The 21,353-nt window shown below is 37.0% G+C and carries 15 protein-coding genes and 1 pseudogene; 1 reads left to right on the forward strand and 15 read right to left on the reverse strand.

What is annotated here, in order from left to right:
* Positions 1 to 506 precede the first annotated feature (506 nt).
* The 14 genes and pseudogenes from ACFSTH_RS02515 to ACFSTH_RS02580 all read right to left on the reverse strand — a co-directional run bounded on the left by ACFSTH_RS02515 (position 507) and on the right by ACFSTH_RS02580 (position 17,138).
* Entirely contained in the window at positions 507 to 1,394 is an 888-nt protein-coding gene (locus tag ACFSTH_RS02515; RefSeq protein WP_377769778.1) for a hypothetical protein, read from the reverse strand.
* Between the two features lie 121 nt (positions 1,395 to 1,515).
* Positions 1,516 to 2,271: pseudogene (gene istB, locus ACFSTH_RS02520) on the reverse strand (IS21-like element helper ATPase IstB).
* On the reverse strand, positions 2,268 to 3,551 hold the full coding sequence (gene istA, locus ACFSTH_RS02525; RefSeq protein WP_377769777.1) for an IS21 family transposase: 1,284 nt from the start codon (positions 3,549 to 3,551) through the stop codon (positions 2,268 to 2,270). The pseudogene istB and the gene istA overlap by 4 nt, the downstream one beginning before the upstream one ends.
* A gap of 274 nt (positions 3,552 to 3,825) precedes the next feature.
* A complete protein-coding gene (locus ACFSTH_RS02530; protein WP_377769776.1) occupies positions 3,826 to 5,898 on the reverse strand; it encodes an ATP-binding protein in 2,073 nt (690 codons plus the stop codon).
* A complete protein-coding gene (locus tag ACFSTH_RS02535) occupies positions 5,895 to 7,166 on the reverse strand; it encodes a DNA cytosine methyltransferase (protein WP_377793590.1) in 1,272 nt (423 codons plus the stop codon). Before ACFSTH_RS02535 ends, ACFSTH_RS02530 begins: the two co-directional genes overlap by 4 nt.
* A gap of 214 nt (positions 7,167 to 7,380) precedes the next feature.
* The gene (locus ACFSTH_RS02540; RefSeq protein ID WP_377769775.1) at positions 7,381 to 8,349 is read right to left on the reverse strand and encodes an O-methyltransferase; all 969 of its coding nucleotides are present in this window, start codon (positions 8,347 to 8,349) and stop codon (positions 7,381 to 7,383) included.
* 2 nt (positions 8,350 to 8,351) lie between these two features.
* Positions 8,352 to 9,755 carry an ATP-binding protein gene (locus tag ACFSTH_RS02545; RefSeq protein WP_377769774.1) on the reverse strand — a complete coding sequence of 468 codons (1,404 nt, stop codon included), beginning with the start codon at positions 9,753 to 9,755 and terminating at the stop codon, positions 8,352 to 8,354.
* Between the two features lie 2 nt (positions 9,756 to 9,757).
* Entirely contained in the window at positions 9,758 to 10,873 is a 1,116-nt protein-coding gene (locus tag ACFSTH_RS02550; RefSeq protein WP_377769773.1) for a DNA cytosine methyltransferase, read from the reverse strand.
* Between the two features lie 547 nt (positions 10,874 to 11,420).
* A complete protein-coding gene (locus ACFSTH_RS02555) occupies positions 11,421 to 12,257 on the reverse strand; it encodes a sulfurtransferase (protein ID WP_377769772.1) in 837 nt (278 codons plus the stop codon).
* 206 nt (positions 12,258 to 12,463) lie between these two features.
* Positions 12,464 to 13,249: an SDR family oxidoreductase gene (locus ACFSTH_RS02560; protein ID WP_377769822.1), complete on the reverse strand. Its 786-nt coding sequence runs from the start codon at positions 13,247 to 13,249 to the stop codon at positions 12,464 to 12,466.
* Positions 13,250 to 13,460: 211 nt separating this feature from the next.
* Positions 13,461 to 13,706 carry a hypothetical protein gene (locus ACFSTH_RS02565; RefSeq protein WP_377769771.1) on the reverse strand — a complete coding sequence of 82 codons (246 nt, stop codon included), beginning with the start codon at positions 13,704 to 13,706 and terminating at the stop codon, positions 13,461 to 13,463.
* The gene (locus ACFSTH_RS02570) at positions 13,696 to 13,875 is read right to left on the reverse strand and encodes a hypothetical protein (RefSeq protein WP_377769770.1); all 180 of its coding nucleotides are present in this window, start codon (positions 13,873 to 13,875) and stop codon (positions 13,696 to 13,698) included. The genes ACFSTH_RS02565 and ACFSTH_RS02570 overlap by 11 nt, the downstream gene beginning before the upstream one ends.
* A 238-nt stretch (positions 13,876 to 14,113) precedes the next feature.
* Entirely contained in the window at positions 14,114 to 14,251 is a 138-nt protein-coding gene (locus tag ACFSTH_RS02575; RefSeq protein WP_377769769.1) for a hypothetical protein, read from the reverse strand.
* Positions 14,252 to 14,324: 73 nt separating this feature from the next.
* The gene (locus tag ACFSTH_RS02580) at positions 14,325 to 17,138 is read right to left on the reverse strand and encodes an alpha-mannosidase (RefSeq protein WP_377769768.1); all 2,814 of its coding nucleotides are present in this window, start codon (positions 17,136 to 17,138) and stop codon (positions 14,325 to 14,327) included.
* Between the two features lie 339 nt (positions 17,139 to 17,477).
* Between ACFSTH_RS02580 and ACFSTH_RS02585 the strand changes: the two genes are divergently transcribed.
* The gene (locus tag ACFSTH_RS02585) at positions 17,478 to 18,587 is read left to right on the forward strand and encodes a GntR family transcriptional regulator (protein ID WP_377769767.1); all 1,110 of its coding nucleotides are present in this window, start codon (positions 17,478 to 17,480) and stop codon (positions 18,585 to 18,587) included.
* A 231-nt stretch (positions 18,588 to 18,818) separates the two neighbouring features.
* Here the strand turns inward: ACFSTH_RS02585 and ACFSTH_RS02590 are convergent, their stop codons facing one another.
* Positions 18,819 to 21,347 carry a beta-mannosidase gene (locus tag ACFSTH_RS02590; protein WP_377769766.1) on the reverse strand — a complete coding sequence of 843 codons (2,529 nt, stop codon included), beginning with the start codon at positions 21,345 to 21,347 and terminating at the stop codon, positions 18,819 to 18,821.
* Between the last annotated feature and the right edge of the window lie 6 nt (positions 21,348 to 21,353).

Genomic DNA, 21,353 nt, shown 5'->3' on the forward strand with positions numbered 1-21,353 from the left:
CAGATTTTTATTTTGATGGATCATTTAATCGCTTTGTTATGTTCCTCCAATGATTTTTAACCTGAGTTTCCATTAGATAGTGAGTCGCAGCATTAACATCAAATGTTTTTGTGCTCTCAAAACATTACATAATCGAACTTTCCGATATGCCCTTCTATAAAATAATAAGACACAATTTGTAAAGATACCACACCATAAATTTCGCTCTACTTATGATACGGTTCCCCGTATAATAAGTAGGGCGAAATCGAAGGGTACGACAACTATTCTGACACAGGGGGACCAAGAAGTATTCTTTAAGCTTAGCCTCTTCTACTGAAAAAAAGCAGAAGTTTTTTTCTTTAACTCCTATACTCAAACATACATTAATTCTAACAATTCGAGTCAATTATAGCAGTTGTCACCGCTTGGCTGGTGCCAGCTTTATGGCTCTTTCTTCTTTCACCATAACAAGAGAAGGGTCTTTTAGATACCTACAGCGCTCGATTATTATCTCCTAGCAGAGCTTATATAGACCATACTTGAAAGCTAACTTTCAAGTATGTATGGCCATTTTCATATTCGCTTGTCCTATCTTTTGCAACTGTAATAACAAGGAATGAATTAGGTCGAAGAATTATATGATTTGTTTTTCTATCGTATTTATCCTGAACACCTATAATACACAATTCATCCCTTGAGCTAAATTCTTTAAGATCAAACTTATAAAAATCTATAATTGAAACATCCAGCTGGGAATATGTATAGGTATAGAGATTGGTTGGTATATTATTATCCTCAACACAATCGTTTACTCTGTTCAAAGTATGAATAAGGCTGACATTATCTGATTGTCCCGTATATTCCAGTTCTAACTTCAATACCTCTCTGAGCTCATTATTAGTATTATGATTTTTAATTATACTATCCTTTTCACGAGATAGTAATAAGGAGGCCGGAAGCGGATTATAAAAAAGGTATATGTCATTTGAGTTATATGGCCATCTTGCAACTCCACCATCTACAAAAATATGCTTATATGTAGTATGTGATTCGGTAGTTCCTACTTCTAGCCTAAGTTTCCCAATGAATACTTCTTCTTCAACCTCTGACTTTCCGCTTTTTCTTAACAGAAAAGTACTTTTTGATTTAGATTCAAAATATCCATCGTCTTCTGCACCTCGCCCAGTAGAAGGGATAAATATCGCCTTGTAAGGATAGGATAGCATTGATAACTTTTGATTATTTTGATCAATCTGCGAATCGGGTGAAGGTGAACAACCTACATGAACCTTTTTGTAGTATAGCTTCCCCTTATTAATGTAGTTTTCAATTACCATTAGATGATAAGCATCGTATATATCAAACGAGTTGTTATAATTCCCGTATTGACATATAGCATTAACAAACCCCATCTCGTATTTCCCTTCATTGATCCCTTTAAGGCATTTCAATGTCATTCGAAACGTTTCAATATCCTGATTGTAAATGTCAATCTAAACATGTATACTTTCGCTTGTTTAATAATGTGCAAAATCACTTGTCTTCTTTCGCAAAGTGATCTTTCAAACGGTAAGATTCGCCTACAATCGTGACAACTGTTGCATGATGTAAAATACGATCTAAGATCGCATGAGCGAGCTAAGGTTCGCGAAATACTTCATCCCATGCTTTGAAATTTACATTCGTTGTAAAGATCGTACTTCGCTTCTCATAACGCATATTAATGAGCTGAAAGAAGAGTTTTGCATCCTCAGGTTCAATCGGAAGATATCCAATCTCATCTATGAGAAGTAGCTTGTATTTCGTGTAGTGTTTGAGTCTTGTTTCCAGCCTATTCTCTAATTTTGCGCGCTTTAGGTTCTGAATGAGATCGTGGCATTTAATAAAATACGTGCTTGTTCTTTTCTTAGCTGCAGCAATGCCAATCGAAGTAGCTAGATGCGTTTTCCCGACCCCACTGGGGCCTAAAAATACAATGTTTTCATTGGCTACGAGAAAGCGCAGGGTACTAAAATCTAAGATTTGCTGTCGATTCACAGAAGGTTGGAAGGTAAAGTCAAAGTCTTTGAGTTCCTTCTTGTGAGGGAAGGCCCCAACCTTGACCATCGCTTCGATCATGTTCTGTTCACGCACATCAATCTCCTAGCTTAGTAACTTCACGAGTGTGTCGATAAAGGACAATTGGTTATGGACGCTAAAATCGACGACCTCATTCAGATGAGCAACCATTTGTTTTAACTTCAAATATTCTAATTGCTGTATCGCTTGGTGATAGGAAGTTCCCTTCATTCAAAGACCCCTCCTATCGTGCGAAGATTCTTCTTCGCTAGGTCATCAATATCTGGATAGCTTGGCATAGACAGCTTAAGATTCTCTTTGTAGTGTTCTTCTTTGTAGTTTAATCGTGTCTCACCTAAAGGGTGGCGTACCACAAGTTTCGTGTTATAATAAGCATACAAATGGTTGTCATAAACTTGTAAGCCTACTGTTTTTCCTTGATACCCAGTGGGGACTGAGTATTGTCTGGATTGGTAGGAGATCATGTTTGATGTATTGATCTTCACAAGCTTATGATGTAGGCGATAGGAACTTCTTACACGCTCTGTTGGCAGGGGATGTAGGGAGTTCTTTTCCTTTTTCAAGGAAAGAACGGGCACATTCCCCGTGCCTTGATGGAACGATTGGTTGACTCGGTTACACAGCTTTTGAATAAAGTCATGAAGCTGAGGTAAGCTTAATTTCCCTTGGTACGTATGGATCTCATCGAGTAATTTCATCTGTGCTTCTACCTTTCCTTTTGTCCGCGGACGACCAGCCACACAGGGCTTCACTTTACATCCGAAATCGGTAGCGAATTGCTGGAACTTAGCGTTGATTTTCCCAGCAGCATGTTCCGTTCTCGCTTCATCCATCACCGTTTTCATGTTGTCGGTTAAGAGCTCATGAGGCACACCACCTAGGCTTTCAAAAGCTTCCGTTAAGAACGACAGTAACACGGCTTGTGACTTTGTTATACTCATATGGTAAAAGCGAAAACGTGAATAGGATAGCAGTAACACGGCAACATGGATCTCTACGTGCTCCCCTTCATCGGTTTCAAAGCGAATAATTTCCTTCCAATCTAGTTGGGCTTGCACGCCTGGTGCCGTCTCGAAACGAATCGTTCCTTGTGGTGATGGAAGACGATGTCCTTGTTTGAAGTAGGCTGCAAACGCTGGCTTACGAGCAATGTACGCTCTAAAAGCAGAAGCAGGGCATTCCAACCCATGATTATCCTTCAAATATTGCCATAACACACGCTTGTAATAGAAGGTTTGCTTGCTATCTTCCGAAAGCAAAGCGGCAATGATCTCGTAATACTCCTCGATCTTGGAACCTTTGTCTTTCGTTGTTTTCTTTGTAAATCCATCGAGATACTTTTGGATGGTACGGGAATCTACGTTAAGCTCCCTAGCCAATTGACTTTTATTAATTTTCATGTTGAGATTCTCCATTAACGATTTGAATTTAGGTAAGTCTAGTAAACTACGAATCTCAAATTCCGTTTGAACATCCAACGTCATGTACATGTGCTCATCTCTCCCTTGAGATAAGTATGTCGCATGTCGTCAAAACTGTACAATATTATTCAAGCGTTTCTGTACATATTTAGACTAGCATTTATATCCAATATGATCTAAATAACGCAAAAATGGGATGGAAAGTTGCAGTGATTTTGGGGCTACCAGACTAAAAATAAGGAGGAGTTACATAAGTTACTGATCGATTTTATAACTGAGTGAGCTTGCGTGAAGAAACCCAGCGCCTAAGTTGCTGGGTTTCTTAGATAACTATTGTAATTCATTACTCAGAAGGAAGCATTAAACAAGCCACTAGAAATGGTTTAGTAGCATCCCAGTAATTAATAACATTGTCTGGTACCCGTCTTTCATGGTGAATATAAAGATTTAATAAATCAATTACTCCACTTTTTTTCATACTGGAATGAGCAGAGTCAAGATCAGTAAACGTCATAAAATTACTAAATTCTTTTGCCAATTTATCTGATAAAGGAGTATCATTCAGTAATAAAACGTTGGTTGCTTTATCAGCCGGTAATTTGTTTCTTAATTTATTGAAAACATTATTTATATTTGTTGATAAAGCATTTTCTTTATACGAAATATCAGTATAAAAATTACAGGCCTTTCTGCAACATAGCTCAATCAATATCCTAAAAAGAGCTACTACTGCGATCTTGTTCATATTAAAATCTAGATTACCAAGCTCAACGATGGTATCTTGAATTTTTTTCGATAAGTCACCTGTTGGGAAATTGAATTTCTTATATTCGGATTTAGAAAAACTAAATTGATTTGATTTGATTTGAACAGTGTATTTATTATTCCCTTCCCTTGTGGAAGTACTACTATTTGGATCTACCACCGTAAATTTGATTTCGGCCATACAACTCTGTTGAAGCTGATCTTTTGCTGTATAACTCAAGATATACTCGCCTGGGGTTCCTGCATCTAATGGAGAATTCTTGTGAGTAACTAATAACGGAATTTTGTTACCTAAATAATCAAAACCATCAGCAAAATCAAGAGCATTGAAATACGTATTTACATTAAGTATTATCGGGCCTTTTTCTGCCCCATTCTTTTTTATAATTTTAGGCTTTTTTGCTGATCCGGTCGTTCCTCTGATTGTTCCTCTGGTCGTTCCCCCAGTTGTTCCTCCGGTCGTTACCCTGGTTGTTCCTCTGGTCGTTACCCCAGTTGTTCCTCCGGTCGTTACCCCGGTTGTTCCTCCGGTCGTTCCTTCAATTGTTTTTCCGATCATTCCACCAGTTGTTCCTCCGGTCGTTCCTCCAATTGTTTCTCCGATCATTCCACCAGATGTTCCTCTAGTCGTTCCTCCGGTTGTTCCTCCTGCATTACTTTTTCTGCTTTTTATAAGTTCTTTGGTATTTTTATCTATCAGTTTCCTGATACTATTCTGTTTTAACCACTCTAGAAAAGACTCTTCAAACATTATATACTCTTGGGAGTCACTTAAAACTTCAGTTTTGGTTACGTTTGACCTGAAATTTTGTAAATTAATTACACCAACTAATAATCGCATTTCGGGATGCCTATCTAAACCTATCCAAATCCCATAATTTAAAAGTCGTCCATTTAAATATAAATGAAAACCATTATCTGTTTTTGATGTAGTAGAATGTTCTGGGGATTTCGATACACCTACCCAACCAGAAACACCACATTCTTTCCCATTCATATTTTGTACTGAAAAACTAAATTCTTTTTTCCAGTAGGGATCAAATATATATGGCGTTACTATTTTATCATCAACTACTAACTCTAGCTCCATTGTCTGTAAAAATATTGAAAATGTTTTTGAAAAATGAGCAGTCGCATTCTCAATGTCATTTTTATATCTTGGACGATTCAACTTAGATACCTTAATTGTAGTTCCCTGGGGGAAGGTCTTTGAAACTTCCAACGCTTGAACTTCCCATATACTAGAGTACTCCAATTGTATACTTTTCACATCTTCTTTCTCGTTTTCCAGTTTTACATATAGAGCTGATCCCATGTCTTTTGTAGTAGTGATTATTTCTAAACAGTTTCCAAGAAAAGCTGAAGCAGTTTTTAACCCAAATCCATACCCCCCTACTGTTGAACCTGAAGTTTTGCTACTTTCAGCAGGGGTCAGTGCTTTAGTCAACGCTGGTATATCCATTCCACTTGAATTATCAGTTACAATTATATGATCTTCAAATAATTGTACAGTGACTGAGGTACTGTCTAGCCGTGCATCGATTGAATTATCAATAAATTCTGCGATTGCTCTACTAATAGTTAAATTTTGATTACCCATCGCCCAAAAAAGCTTGGATGAGATGGGTAGTGTTATTTTATGTGAACTCATACAAGACTTCCTTCCTTAGTATTTGTTACTACTGCCAAAATATCATAAATTTCTTTAGCAACAGCTTTAGCTAGTAACGGAGGAACAGCATTACCTACTAACCTAAAACCGTGCCACTTAGTTTCATGAAATATCATCCAATCCGGGAAACTCATTAATCTCGCAGCTTCTCTTACCGTTATTACTCGAGGTTGTTTGTAGTGAATCGGTCTTAAAGCAGTGTAGGAACCCTTGTCACTCTTTGTTCCCGCTCGAATTGTAGGAGATAGCCCGTTTGCGTTTAGTTTTTTTCTACGACTCTGGTGCGATTCTCCTTGCTTTAACTTAATAAACTCTCTAACTATCCTTTCATCATGATTTGTCCTCTTTGTATTTGTTATAATTCCTTTATCCCAATCGGGTCTAGGAGTAGAATAGCCATCACTTGTTAATATCAATCTCCTCATCATCTTAGCAAAGTTAGAAAGATATTGACCACCTGTTTTATTTTTAACAGTATCTCCTTTTATTAAAGAAGGATATAAATTAGGATTAGGTAAATCACTTATCGCATCTGCTACAGTAGGACAATACAGCATATCACCCGATTTATCAGAACTTGCATGATCTCTATAGTCTGGGTGATATTCATACCTTGCATCAGAAGGCCTAATATGGGTTGGAGTTGGGTAACTTAAGGCTAAATCCAAATCTAAACGAACACCTATAACGAAAATTCTTTCCCTATTTTGCGGAACTCCATAATCAGCCGAATTCAGAACTTTAACTGGCGAAACAATTGAGTACTTTTCTGACATTTTACTAATAAATGTCCGCAGCACTTCACCTGAATTAAAAGAAAGCAATCCTTTTACATTCTCCATAACAAAAAATTTAGGCATAATTTCCATAACTACTCTAGAATATTGATACAATAATTCATTTCGCTCATCATCTGAAGCTCGCTTACCAGCTAATGAAAATCCCTGACATGGTGGGCCTCCTATTACTGCATCGACCCCACCTCTACTCACCTTTAACCTCTTTAATAAATTATCGCCACTAACTTTATTAATATCTTCCTTTATAACTTCACAGTTCGGGAAATTTTTTTCGTGCGCTTCACTTGCATACTGATCTAACTCAACCGCTGCTTTAACAGAAAAACCGGCCATTTCAAAACCTAAAGATAATCCACCTGCACCTGAAAATAGATCTATGGCAATTGGTTTATTATTTATATTAATAGCAATACACCTCTTTATTGAAGTTACATTTATTGATAGTATTCGACGAAATAATCACTTTCCCTTTCTTAAATTTGTAAATATACAAGATAGTCCCCATCAACAACGCAAAATAAAGGATAAAATTATCAACAAATATACATTTTGTTTCTTACGTTTAAGTTTGTTGACAGGTCAGAATATAAAAATAAATATAAAAGCCCTACTAATTTTAAGGGATTCTATACTTATTTATATTATATCTATAGAATTATGATTATATAATTACTTTAGAAAAACTAGGAAAATGTCGATAGTATTGAACATAATTTTCAACTTCTGCTTCAAAAGAAGGAATCTCCTGATACCCCAATTCAGATATTATTTCCTCATGAGTATCGGTTGGGAGCTTTGAATTAATTATTAATCTTTCTTTTAAAGTTAGATCGGGAATGTTAATTTTATAGATTTTTTGATCCGGTTGAAATGAATATTTCCAATTTTCAAGTTGTATATCATTTATAAAATCAGAAGACTTATCAAGTAAAACGCCCGTAAGTGTTAGCATTTGATGATTTATATCTGTGTAAACAAATGAAGATACAGGAAAAAATTTTTTATCATCACGTCGGGTTATTTGATTAGCAGCATTAATAAGGGCTCCTAATAAAACATTTGGTAACCCTTGAATTGTCATATCATCAGAGGTTATATCTTCATCCAAAAAAACTGAAATTCTTGATTTTAGCTTATCCAATCTTTTTTGCAGAGTTATGTCTCTATCTTCATTTTGGCTTTGATTTCCTAGAGTGTCTGGATTTGAATTTATTGATACTTTTATTATGTCATATATACCACACTTTTCAATTACAGATTGAAATTCTCTAATTTGTTCATTAATTTGTTTAGGTGAAACATAATCTAACCAAATTATACAATTTTCATCAAAATCAAAACTTTGAATAAATTCACCGGATGAACATCTTCTCAAATCTATACAGCTTATTGGTTTATTAAAAAGTTGCCGCATATGTATGCTCTTATCTTGCTCTATTGAAATTAATTTATTTAAACCAAGAATAGTATGGATTTGTTTGAAATCCTCCAAATGTGTTGCTCCAAAACCTATGTAAGTGTATTGATCAATTGGTTGATACTTATTCATTTTAATAAGAAATTCTATAAAAATTGAACGATCAATTGCTTTATTGGTTCTCAGATTATAAGGTAGAATAGATGAAGTCATTATTATATCTCCCTTTTTGCTTGTTTCAAGATTACATTAAAACATTCGATTCCAACTTCACTTGCTGGACGATCAATATCTTCAAATAAGTATTTTGATACAATATTAATTTCTTCTTCTTCCTTAAGGAAATGAATTGTTTTAGTCGTCGAACTAATTTTCGGAACAGGTAAATTGGGTTTTAATCTCACAGCGTTTATCTCATTTTTAGTGGTATTTCTAACAGCTTTCATTTTTTCTCTTGGAAAATTTTCTTCTTTGTTAAAGTCTTCAAATGAAATTTTTTTGCTATTATCCAAATACTCTTTTTCGATTTTTATTTCTTTTTTAATTTGATTAGTGTAACTGGTAAATATTTTCGTACCTTCACGCATATATTTTTTTACATAAATGTATAGTTTGGATGAACCGTCAACACCTCTTTTAGTAGTGGTTAATGGTAGTTTACTTACATCATCTGACTTAAAATGTACAACCCCAGTAATTCCTATGAATTGATTATGAAAATTTGGTACTGTTGCCTCTCCCCAACCAGTTAATAAAGTTTTATCATTATATAATACCACTCTATCATTACAAATAATTGTCCAACCAGAGTCCTCTGATGTCCGTTTAATTTTTTGCTCATTATCTAAATCATCATCAGTTGGCGTTTCTCTATATATTCCAACTTTTAAATCAACTTTCACTCCGTCAATTTCACCTTGATAAATATATGGTGAAATACTTTTTTCATCATGATCATGTGAATAAATAAATAATATATTATGTGGTTTTATCTCAGACTCATTAATGTAAACCTTAAACCCTTTATTAATTATAAATGAATAATGATTTGAAATTAATTTTTTTAAATTATTCACATATGTACTGTCATTAAATTCTTCTGTTATTCCTTCATATAAATTAGTTACCTTTATTAATGTTCCCGGAGCATTTAGAGTAACATCTTGATTTGTTTCTATTGGAAGTTCCCATTGGTTATCATTTTCTAACCACTCTTTATCAATATGTACCTTAAAGCTGTCATTATCAGTTATTGAAGTTATTGTTGAATCTTGTCCCATCTTAAATATAGCTCTCTTCATTCCAATACCATACAAACCAACTGTTGGTAAATCACGAATGTGGCCTTCAGGTCTCCCCATTCTAAACGCATACTCTTTTGCAATTTCTAAAGGAATTCCTCCACAATTATCTTCAATACTAAACACTTCTCCATTTAAATTTATTTTGGCAAAATAACCCTCATAAGGCATGTCACTTCCAGTTAAATTATTAGTAGATCTAATAATTCCATCAACACAGTTATCTAATAAATCTAAAATAGCATCAGAAAGATCAATATCCCTTGTCAGCATGCTCACAAAAAATGCTTTGGCAGGGTATGCTTTTGCATTATCCATAATTATTTTTCCTCCAAACAACTATTAATAATTTTCAATATACCTTCACCCATTAAGGGGCTAACACTATTTCCTATTTGTTTGAAACTATGCCATTTAGTTGGATGAAATAAAAACCAATCCGGAAACCCTTGAATTCGCGCTGCTTCCCGCGGCGTAACAACTCTGTTAAAAATAGGGTGAATCGGTCGAACGGCCTGGAAACTTCCATTTGAACTTGATGTTCCTGCTCTTAAAGTAGGACATAATCCATAGGGATCTAACTTAGTACTCCTTGATATTTTATCAGTTTGCCCAGGTTTTAACTGACCAAACCTTTTTAATACTTCTATGCTATGATTTGTACCAATCATACCAGTAACTTCCTTTTTTTCGAAATATCTAATTTTACCTTGTTCATTACCTACTTTATGAAACGAACGTTGAGATATGCTTTTTGCATAAGAGTTTTCTTTAATGTCTTTTAATGTAATCCAAACGTGATTATTATTTTTTGAATCGCCCATAAATAAATTATCGTATTCAAGCCCTTCAAAAGCGTCTAAAATAGTAACAAGACTATTGTTTATATTAAAAAACGAAGTAGTACCTAGACACTGATTTATGTCCTTTCTAACTCCTACAAATAAAATACGAGCGCGAGATGTTGGAACACCAAAATCTTTTGCATTCAATTCAACTGGTGATAACATATTATAATCTTCTACTACATAGTTAAATGCTTTGTCAACAATATCACTGAACTTATGATCAAGGATTCCCTTTACATTTTCCGCTAGAAAAAAAACTGGCTTCATTTCGTTTACTAGCCTAAAAAAATGAATAAAAAGTTGATTCCTTGGATCCTTAACATTTCTTTTACCAATTGAACTGAAACCTTGACAGGGTGGACCTCCAATAAGGCCATATAGCTCACTTTGTTTAAAGGCTTTCAATAAATCTTTTCCATTTAAGTTAGCTATATCCGCTCTCATATGATTCATGTCTGGAAAATTTATTTGATGAGTGTTATATGCAATTTCATCTAGCTCTACCGATCCGACCAGATCGAGTCCTGAATGTACAGCTCCTAGACTCAATCCACCTACACCTGAAAATAAGTCAATTACACTCTTCACTTCAAAATCCTTTCAAATAACGATTTTAACTTTAATTTAACACATAAGGTCTTATTTGTCGATCGTCAATATATATATACAAATTTTTGTATGATAAATGAACTGCAATTAATATAATTATTCAATATCCTTACATCATAAGTGCAAGTTTAATCATTATATGTAACTGAAAATCTCTATTTTAGAAGACTCTATTCTAATTAGTAATTAGAATTAAGGGCTTGATCAAAGCCACAGCAACAAGAAAATTCTCCCTATTTGTGGCATTGTTCACCCTGACTAACCTTCAATTTTAGATAGTGACTTGTTGTTGAAAAACCCCTAACAATATCATTTAATGGTTTAAATATATTACTTTGTTCGAGTATCTTGAAGATTTGGGGTTTGTATAAATATAAAATAGATGCAAGATAGTTTTGTAAATTTCTTCTTATTTAAAAAGTTTATTCCACATTGACTCTCAAACTATAAAAAATACACCACCAGTGTATAAAAATCACATGATGATGCAGTCATACGTAAAGTACTGTTAGTTAACTTTCATCTCTTACTCTTCCCCCACCGCCACCGGATTCTCTTCATAGCTTATCCAATCGCTCCAGCTACCTGCATAAAGTCTTACTTTGTTGTAGCCCGCTTCCGTTAAAGCTATAATGTTAGGCGTTGCTGTTACTCCTGAACCACAATATACGATAACTTCTTGGTTTTTATCTATTTTGCTAAATCGCTCTGCTTGCTCATCGCCGTTGTTCCATTTGCCATCTGCTGAAAAACCATCTTTCCAGAAGTAATTAACAGCGCCAGGGATATGACCTGCTTTTTTATCTAATGGTTCTACTTCCCCACGGTAGCGAGGAGCTTCACGAGAATCAATAATAGTTACGGACTCTTCTGCAAGCAATTCCTTTACTTCGTCCATCTCTACCAACATCGGGTGCTCAACTGTAGCCAAATATTTCGCAGGTATAAGCACTTGTTGTTCCGCAGAAATCGGAAATCCAGCTGCCTTCCACGCACTGTAGCCTTGATCCATCACAGAAACTTGCTCATGCCCAGCATACTTTAATAACCACCATAAGCGAGAAGCCATTGCTCCTCCTTGATCGTCGTAAATAATAACTTGCGACTCGTTACTAATTCCTACTTTACTTAATGCAACTGTCAAATCAACCATATCTGGTAACGGATGACGTCCGCCATGCTCGGCTACTTCTCCAGACAAATCTCGTTCCATATCTAAGTAAACTGCCCCCGGTATATGATCTGCTTCATATTGCTGACGACCTGCATCCGGTTGTCCCATAATAAACCGACAATCTACAATTACAATATTAGCTTCGTACATACGTGCTAACAACCACTTCATTGTTACTATATTCTTCATCTATAATCCGCCCTTCACTATTAACCATTTCTAGTTAACATTATAACAAATAGAGAAGCGTTCTGTTAACTATCTATCTGTAGTCTTTGTTTTGGACGCAACAAATCACTATAGCCATACTAGCACTAGTCAACATGGTATCTACTTTCATTGTTCATGCTAGTATGGCTATAGTCAACTAGAGGTAAAAGCTACCCTACCTCAACTTACAACGCTTTTACCATCCCACCATCGACCAGCACCGATTGTCCGGTCACATAGCTGTTAGCGAAAGAGCCGTAGAAGACAACTATTTTTGCAAATTCTTCTGGTTCACCCATTCTGCCTAGCGGAATATGCTGTAGTGCAGCCGCTTGTATGGCATCGAGTGTCGTCTGTTGTTTGTCGGCTTTTAATTGATCTAGTTCAAATATCCGATCTGTAGCAATGCGACCCGGTGCAACGGTGTTGATCAAAATATGATCGCTTGCAAGTTCACTAGCCAAGCTTTTCGTAAGTGACTGAACACCTGCACGAAATATGCTAGACAATATTAATCCATCTATTGGCTGCTTAATTGAAGTAGAAGTAAGGTTAACGATCCGCCCACCGCCAGCCTGGCGCATATAAGGGATAGCTTCGCGAATCATCCGAATGACGCTAAGCAGATTAAGTTCAAACGCCGCTTGCCAATCGGCATCGTCCATCTGTTGGAACGTTCCCCCTTTCGGACCTCCTGCATTAGTAACTAACACGTCCAGCTTGTTATCAACTGCCGCAGTACGTACCGCTGCTTGAATTTGTTGGAAGTTGCGAACATCCATTTCCACGATTTGAACTTGTTTACCAGTAGCTGCTAATATCTCTGCTTGTGCTTGTTGTAATTGTTCTATACTACGGCTAGCGATCGTTACATTCGCACCTTCCTTGACGAATTGCAACGCACTTGCTTTCCCTAGTCCTTTGCTTGCTGCCGTCACCAATACTGACTTCCCTGTAAGCTCCAAATCCACTAGAATAGCCCCCATTTTATCTAATATAAAGTAATGACCTGCTTCGTAACCGTCCATCTATCGACTATTTGTTATAATTCGACTACGTTATCTACTTTATATTATAACAACGAAGAGCTGCTATTCCAACAAATTCAACCAGCTGTGTCTTTATCTATATCCATATCTGCTATAGCATTTATCTTTTAACCTAACATACCATCTCAGCATATCAATCGGTAAATACATGCTGATATTTCGCCATTGGCTGTTCCTCAAGCCGCATAACCTGCACGATTCCCGCCTGCTGATCCCAGCGAATATATCGTTCTTCTCGCAATAGGTGTAGCGTAGCTTCTATAAGAGAGATGTCTCGACCTGCTAACAATTGTAATCGTTCCACCTCTAGTGGAGCTGCATGCATTCTATTCAAATTAAACAAAATACGCAACAGCTTGCGCGCTGTATCATCCAGCATGAGAGATCAACTCCACATCAACAATATTGGGGATAGAAAATATTCGAAAGGAATTAGCAGTGTAACAATATGCTTTCATTCGCTTATCTTTTACTGATAGTACTTTCACCTTACGGATCGTTACTTGTCGTTTACGATCAATGTAGATTTGACCAATATAGTTATCCAATCCTATCACCTCATAACAAGAACATTTGTTCTTATTATATACGATCATACGTTCCATTTGCAACTTTTATTTTTGTTACAATATAGTTAATGTTATTAATACTTCACAATGTGTACCTTATTTAAGCACAAAAAAAATACAACCTCATCTACAGATACCACTTTCATAGATAAGGTTGTACTACATCCGCTACATTTATTACCTTTTCATACAAACTTCTTCGTTCCACTACTCTGTTCTACTCGAGACTATTGTTCCATTCTAATACTACCTCAATGCCACCCCAATACAAGTCACTATCCCGTTCCACTGCTAACTTTCTTCGTTCCACTACCAGCTCTACTCTGCCCCACTTCAACCTAGCATTCCGTTCCACTATTCCCTATACTAGTTCTATTCTAACCCACTTTAAGTTAGTATTCTATTCCACACCAAATTAACATCCCGCTCTACTTTGAGCAACGTTGTTGCAGCCCAACAGTAACTATTTCAGCTGGTCCAATAGCAAGCGTCCAACTATCGCCCACACGTTCCAGAGATTCACCATTTGCTTCTATAATATTACTTTTGTACATATTCGTGAATAATTCTCCTTGCACAGCAAGCGCTGCTTTATCTAAACTTGTATTGAATAAACGGAACATAACGTCATTGGATTTTTCAGCTACTTTTAAAGCTGTTACAGCTAACGCCTCTCCTTGCCACTGAAATGGGACAAAAGATACGGGCACATCTCCTTGATGAATCGTCGTTTGGTTCGTTACCCAAGGTATTTTAAGCTGATATGCTTCGACGTATGCTTTTGAACTTATTACATCACCGTCGTGAAAAATAATCGATAATTCTGTAGCGTTTGTACCAAGACATTGCGCTTCTGGAGTAGCGAATACTCCCCAATCTCCTAGTTCACGCACACCGCGAAGTAATGTAATCGCCAAAGTACCATCTGCCAAAGCTTCATATTCATGCAAACCAATATTAGCAACAGTCACTCCCGCTTCTCCATCACTAATACTTACAAAAGATTGCTGATGTTGTGCATTACTTGGATTCGTCCACAGTTTTTCCGGCTGAATAGAGCGAGTTGCTAATTCATAAATCGAATCCACCGTTACCGCTTCCGCAGAAATTGTAGTAGGAAATAGCATCCGAATACGGTGATCCAACACAGTGTTATCAATCGTGCTCCCAATTTGAAGTGCGCGAGAACCTCGCTCCAACGTTAACGTCGTTTGTACCAACACTTCTTTTTGCTCCGCTACACGCTGTGCCTTTCTATCTTTGAAGGGTGTCATGGAAGCAATTTCTTCCTCTAGCAAAGCATCAGCTTGTAATGGCAACATCCAGCGATGAGTTAACCGTACAACTCCTCTTAGTTCACTATTTTCCACTACTTCCAGTTGAGCTAGCAATCCTTCTGTCGTAAGTGCCGCCTCACCATCTGGCTGTTTATACATATATTCATTACCTAGATCACCAGTATCTTCATATAATCCTAATTTAGTATACGTGCGACCTGTTGTTTTATCTTCCACGCTAAAGGAACCGTCATCGGCAATGTCAATTTTTAATTTATCATTTTCTAGCAATTTACCATCCATTGAAACAATCGAATGAGCTGTCGTCACTGAAGCTGCATGCCCGGTACCATTTTTCAAAGCACGATCAGTATTCACCGCAATATGCTCACTACTTACTAAAGCGTAGCCGCGACTAGCAAAAGCATGTAAGTCTTCTACGAACAACGTAACTTCCACTTGATAAGCCCAGTAAGGTTGACGGAAACGATCATCTGGCAAATCATAACCAAAAGCTAATCCTTTGTGTGTAATTTCTGCATCGATTCGCATACCATGCTCATTAATAATAACTAACTGGTCTGGGCGATAGGATTGCAGTTCCTTATAAGCTTGCTGTACAGGTACATGAAGGTCAGAAAAATAACGACGGCATACATCAACTACCACTTTCACCGCACCGCTTCTCATATACCCACTCGTATTAAAAACGAGGAATGGAGCAGCTTGCCCATTTTCACCGCTAAAATCAACAGCACCCTTATATTTCGCAAAAATAGATGTGTCACGCGTATCGCTAATTTGTTGCAAACTGCGCGTCATAAGCGCTTCAGCCATATGCTTTGATTTTGCAAAGCGGGTCATCATTTCTTGATGCACTTCATCCACACTACACCCACAAATACTATCGTGAGGATGATTTTGCAACAGCGTCTTCCAAGCATATACTAATTCTTCTCGTGGATAGGAAGCACCGGATAAATGGGCTAATACAGCAAGTGGTTCTGCTACATTTTCTAATAACGTTTGTACTTCGACGTTCGCTTGTTTCAAATAAACACGAGCCGATGCTGTATTTACAAGTGTTCCCCAACCATCCGTCCATTGACTGCGTAGCTCTCCATGCACCGTCGCCAAATCAGCAGGTATGCGCGCTTTGACCGCTTCAATATATTCTGGAAAGCTAGAATGTTTAAACTGAATGTCAGGACGAACTTCTCCAGCTACTTTTATTGCTTGCGATAAGTTTGTTTGTAGCGGTTGGTGATCGCAGCCGTTCATAAATAGTAATTCTGATGTCGAGGCAAACGCTTCTACTTTCGGTAATCTCTCGTTCCAGTAGGCAAGCGCTTCCTGTTTATTCTCCGGTATTTCCATACCATTATGGTACCAATTAGCAAACAAGATCGCGAGCACCTTACTACCATCTGGAGATTGCCAGTACATCTCGGAATATTTGGATATGTGCGGGTTTTCTCCACCAACTTCATTATTAAAGCCGACAGCTTTTACCCCACGCCCATAAACAGCCGTATCTATCCCCGCTTGCAAAATAATTTGTGGCGCTTGCCCCATATTGCCAAAAGAGTCTGGGAAATAACCTACTTTAGCATAACTTCCCCACTTTTCAGCATCGGTAATACCAATAAGTACGTTACGTACATTTGCTTCACTGCTAATTAAAAACTCATCTTGCAAAATATAAAACGGGCCGATAATAAGTTTCCCTTGCTCCACCAATCGTTTAATAGCTGGCGCTTTGTCTGGTCGTATTTCCAAATAATCATCAAGGGGCAACGTCTGTCCGTCCAGATGAAAACTACCGTAATCCATATCTTCCTCTACTTGCTCTAACAAACGATCTAATAATTCTACTAATTTCAATCGATGAGTTTCAAATGGCATATACCATTCTCTGTCCCAATGGGAGTGGGCGATGATGTGAGCTGTCTTTTGAACTGTCATAGCAATACCTCCAAGTATATTGATTCTTTATCTAAGCTGATAAGTTACATAACAATGGTAGCTAAATAGTACGTTATACGTTTCAGTCATATCTTTAACTTGTATTATAAGTTGTATATTAACTTGTATTTAATATATACAATAGTTCAACCATTTGTAAATGTCTTTTTTAGATACAACTCATAAGTAAATCGTTTAATTTTCTCAGTTAAATAACGGTTTTCGTAACTTATTAGGTTGTATTGGTCATACGATATAGAGTAGACAGTTGTCACACTTGTTTTAAAGTTGTAATATTGTTCTATATGACTAGAACGAAAGAGTAGGAGCAGTTTAATAATGACGAAACATATACCGATGTACAAAGAAATCGAAAAATATATTATCGATCAAATCCGCAGTAATAAATGGCCGCCACTAAGCCGCATTCCTTCGGAAAACGAATTAGCTGAACAGTTCCAAGTTAGTCGCATTACTATCAAAAACGCACTCACTGCTTTAGTCGAACAGCGTATTGTATTTCGACAACAAGGGAAAGGTACATTCGTCGCATCGGATTACCACCAAGCATTACAGCGTTTAACAAAAACCGTTTCATTATCCGAAAAACAAGATCGCACGGTTGCTTTTCTAATACCCCGATTAGACAATCGTTTTACGGCTCGCATCCTTAGCGGCATAGAAGATGAACTAGCGAAAAATAATTGTAAACTGCTATTCGCCAAAACGAATGATTCACAACCGCTAGAGATTTTGAAAATAAAAGAGATGATGGAATATCCTATTGATGGACTTATTATTTATCCTGTTGAAGGTGAAACGTACAATAATGAGCTGCTTTCTTTAACATTATCGAAATTTCCATTGGTACTTGTTGATCGCTTATTAAAAGGAATTGAAACCAACTCCGTTAGCTCCGACCATTACGCTGCTTCGATTGCAGCTGTACAACATTTGTATCAACTTGGTCATACTAATATCGGCTTTGTTTCGAGTAAACCTGAAGGAACATCTAGTATAGAGGAACGAATTGCCGGCTTCGAAATGGGGCTAGAACAGCATCATATTCTTATAGATCGCAGTTTGCAACTTACGACGCTCAATTACAGATTGCCGATGGAGGAAAATGTAGTACACTTGCGACAATTTTTAACCGATCATCCCCAGTTAACTGCAATAATCGTTTCTGGCTTTGGACCACATGCAACCAAAACAGCGATAGATATGGGATTAGAGTTGCCTAGAGAGCTTTCGATTATTTACTTTGACGATATTGAATATCCCGAACTTTCTCTTATTTCACCTACCGTTATTGCACAACCCGCACAAGAAATAGGCAGAGAAGCTGTTCGATTACTACTAGCGCAAATGGACGGAAATATAGCTAAAGCACAACAAGTTCGTCTACCTACCGAGCTTATCGTTCGTCATTCCACTGCGCCACTTTAAATCGGGTAGGAGGCTGAACATTATTTGTTCAGGCGACCTCCCACACTACCAAGCATATCGCTCGGTATTTGGCGGTTGGCAACTGCCAGCCCCTATAGCCGACTTTTACCGCCTAGCTATGGCCATGGATGACGTACTAAAAAATACAACCTCATCTACATTAACTTGTAACATAGATGAGGTTGCTCATTAAACACGGCTATTTAGTTAATTGCTACAATCTGATTTAGTTTATATACTAGCCAAAGGTTGTACGATTCTAGGTACGTTTTCTCCTTCAATGTATAACACTGTACTTTCGAGATCGGAAGGATCGTAGAGAGAAATGGTGATTGTTTTTTCTGTACCAGCATCCATTTCAAAATAATTATCACTATACTTCGCCCGTTTGTCCAAAATATTCAGCCTCACGTGACGAGCAAACTTATCCGCTCTTAACGTAACAGTAATGCTATTATCTTGGCGCTTCGTATTCATGATGCGAAGTCCAGCATCCTCTAACTGTAATTGATTGATTTCGTGAATGTCTTTGAAATAATAACGATTATCTAACGTTCCATTATCCGTAATAAAAGCAACTCGCAAGTACTCACGTGCAGCATTTTTGATTGGAATATCGCTAGTATTCACATGACATATAAGCGTTGAGCTATCTTTTACAGACAGAGCATCTAGCTGTTTAATTACTGTTACCTGACCTGAAAAATCACGGTGTTCTACAGTAACTAGCCCTTTAATGTCTTCCATTAACTCACTAATGATATAAACATCGTAACCATCTGGCGTCTCTTCGCAAGTAACGATAACATCATCGTAAGCTCGGCGCGTATAGTAGAATGTCATCTTCGGCAGTTGATACATATCAACAGTAGCCATATGAGTTGGGAATATATTATCTTTATTAACGTCCGCTACAGGGTCATTAAACTTCCAATAAAGAGAACCTGCACATGTCCATTTTAAACTTCTAAAATATTCAATCCAGTATTTAAACGCCATCGAGTTATATACTTGACTGTAATAAATAAGTTTATCATGATCAAGATTATCGATATATTCGTTCGTAAAAGGTAGAAATTCCGTCATTTCTCCACGAGCACGAATTGGTTCATTTAAAAAGTTGAACTTATAAAACGTATCTTTTTCTGGAAAACTAATAAAACCAAATTCGCTCATAAATCGCGGTTTAAATCCTTTGATCCGTTTGTAATAGTTTTTACCGTAATCACGATATTCCTGCACTCCTGGATCAGCAGACATAATGTAAATATGAGCATCTCCTTGATATGGCGAAGAAGGGTTATCTCCACCTTTGAAAAACTCGTCAGGGCTATATGGTGATGTTGGCATATAAAAACGATTAGGGTCTAAACGGCGACATGCTTCTTGTAGTACGACATTACTTACTTTGTCATTCATAAATTCATATGGTCGACCAGCCCAGCCGTAAGCTTGTCCATTTTCGTTATCGCCTGCCCATACGACAAGTGACGTATAGTTTCGATATTCTTTAATAATCAATTCCGCTTCATTAGCTGCGTTCGCCAAAAACTCCTCGTTTTGTGGATAGATCCCGCAAGCAAACATAAAGTCGTTCCAAATCATAATCCCTTTTTCGTCGCATAGCTCGAACATCTTATGATGTTCGTATATACCACCGCCCCAGATGCGTAGCATACTAATGTTACCATCTTCGGCATAATCCATAAGTACTTCATAATCTTCATCAGTAATATCGGTATAAATCATTTTGGTTGGAACCCAATTGGCACCACGAATAAATAGTTTACGTCCATTGACAGCAAAGATAAACGAACGACCATCTACTTGATTTTCTTGTATAATTTGAACCGTTCTAATTCCAAATCTTTGTGTTTTCTGTTGCACTATTTTCCCATTTTTTTCAATAGTCAATGTAAAGTCATACAATTCCGGATTACCGTAAGGACGTGGCCACCATAATAATGGCTGATCTACCGTTAAATCTAGAGATAGGTGGTGATCTAGACTTCCTTCGCTTAGCAAAACGTTTTCTCCGTCTTTATCCAAAGATACACGGTATTGATATGCCGTTAAATCTTCATCATTAGCAAAAGTATCTATTTCCAACGCCAAATATGCTTTATCGCCTTCTACTCGCTTCGTATACAAATAGTAATGGTCAATCTGTGCTTCATTAAAAGCATTAATTTCTACAGACTTCCATATTCCTGTCGTTACACAGCGTCCACAGAAATCCCAACCATAATTCATCTGAGCTTTGCGTGCCAATATACGATCGCTCGTAGTAATCGAGAAGATGTCAGTTTGATCCAAATGCTCCACATATTTAATCGGAGAATAAAATCTAACAACAAAAACGTTTCTTTCGCCGTAGCGTAAACTATTCGTCACATCAATTGTTAAGGCAGCATGCATATTTTCGCCAAAGCCAATTTTCTCACCATTTAAATAGATGTCACAAAAAGTATCCAAACCTTTAAAAGTAATGTTTACTTGCTTTGCTTGCATCGATTTTGGGACAAATAATTCTTTATAATAAACCCAGTCAGCTTCTTCTATCCATCTCTCTTCATCGGTATCCTTACTATATACATGCCCACGAATAATACCGTTATTTCTGAGCGTCGCATGGATTTCTTCCGGTATTTGTGCATCCAACCATCCTTCAGGAACAAAGGAAGGTTCTAGCAATGGAGCGATCGATTCATTATAGGCAACATGGGTTACTTTCCATTTGCCATCCAATAATAGTTGCAACGTATC

The sequence above is a fragment of the Paenibacillus yanchengensis genome, assembly GCF_042684845.1.
Lineage (GTDB): Bacteria > Bacillota > Bacilli > Paenibacillales > Paenibacillaceae > Pristimantibacillus > Pristimantibacillus yanchengensis.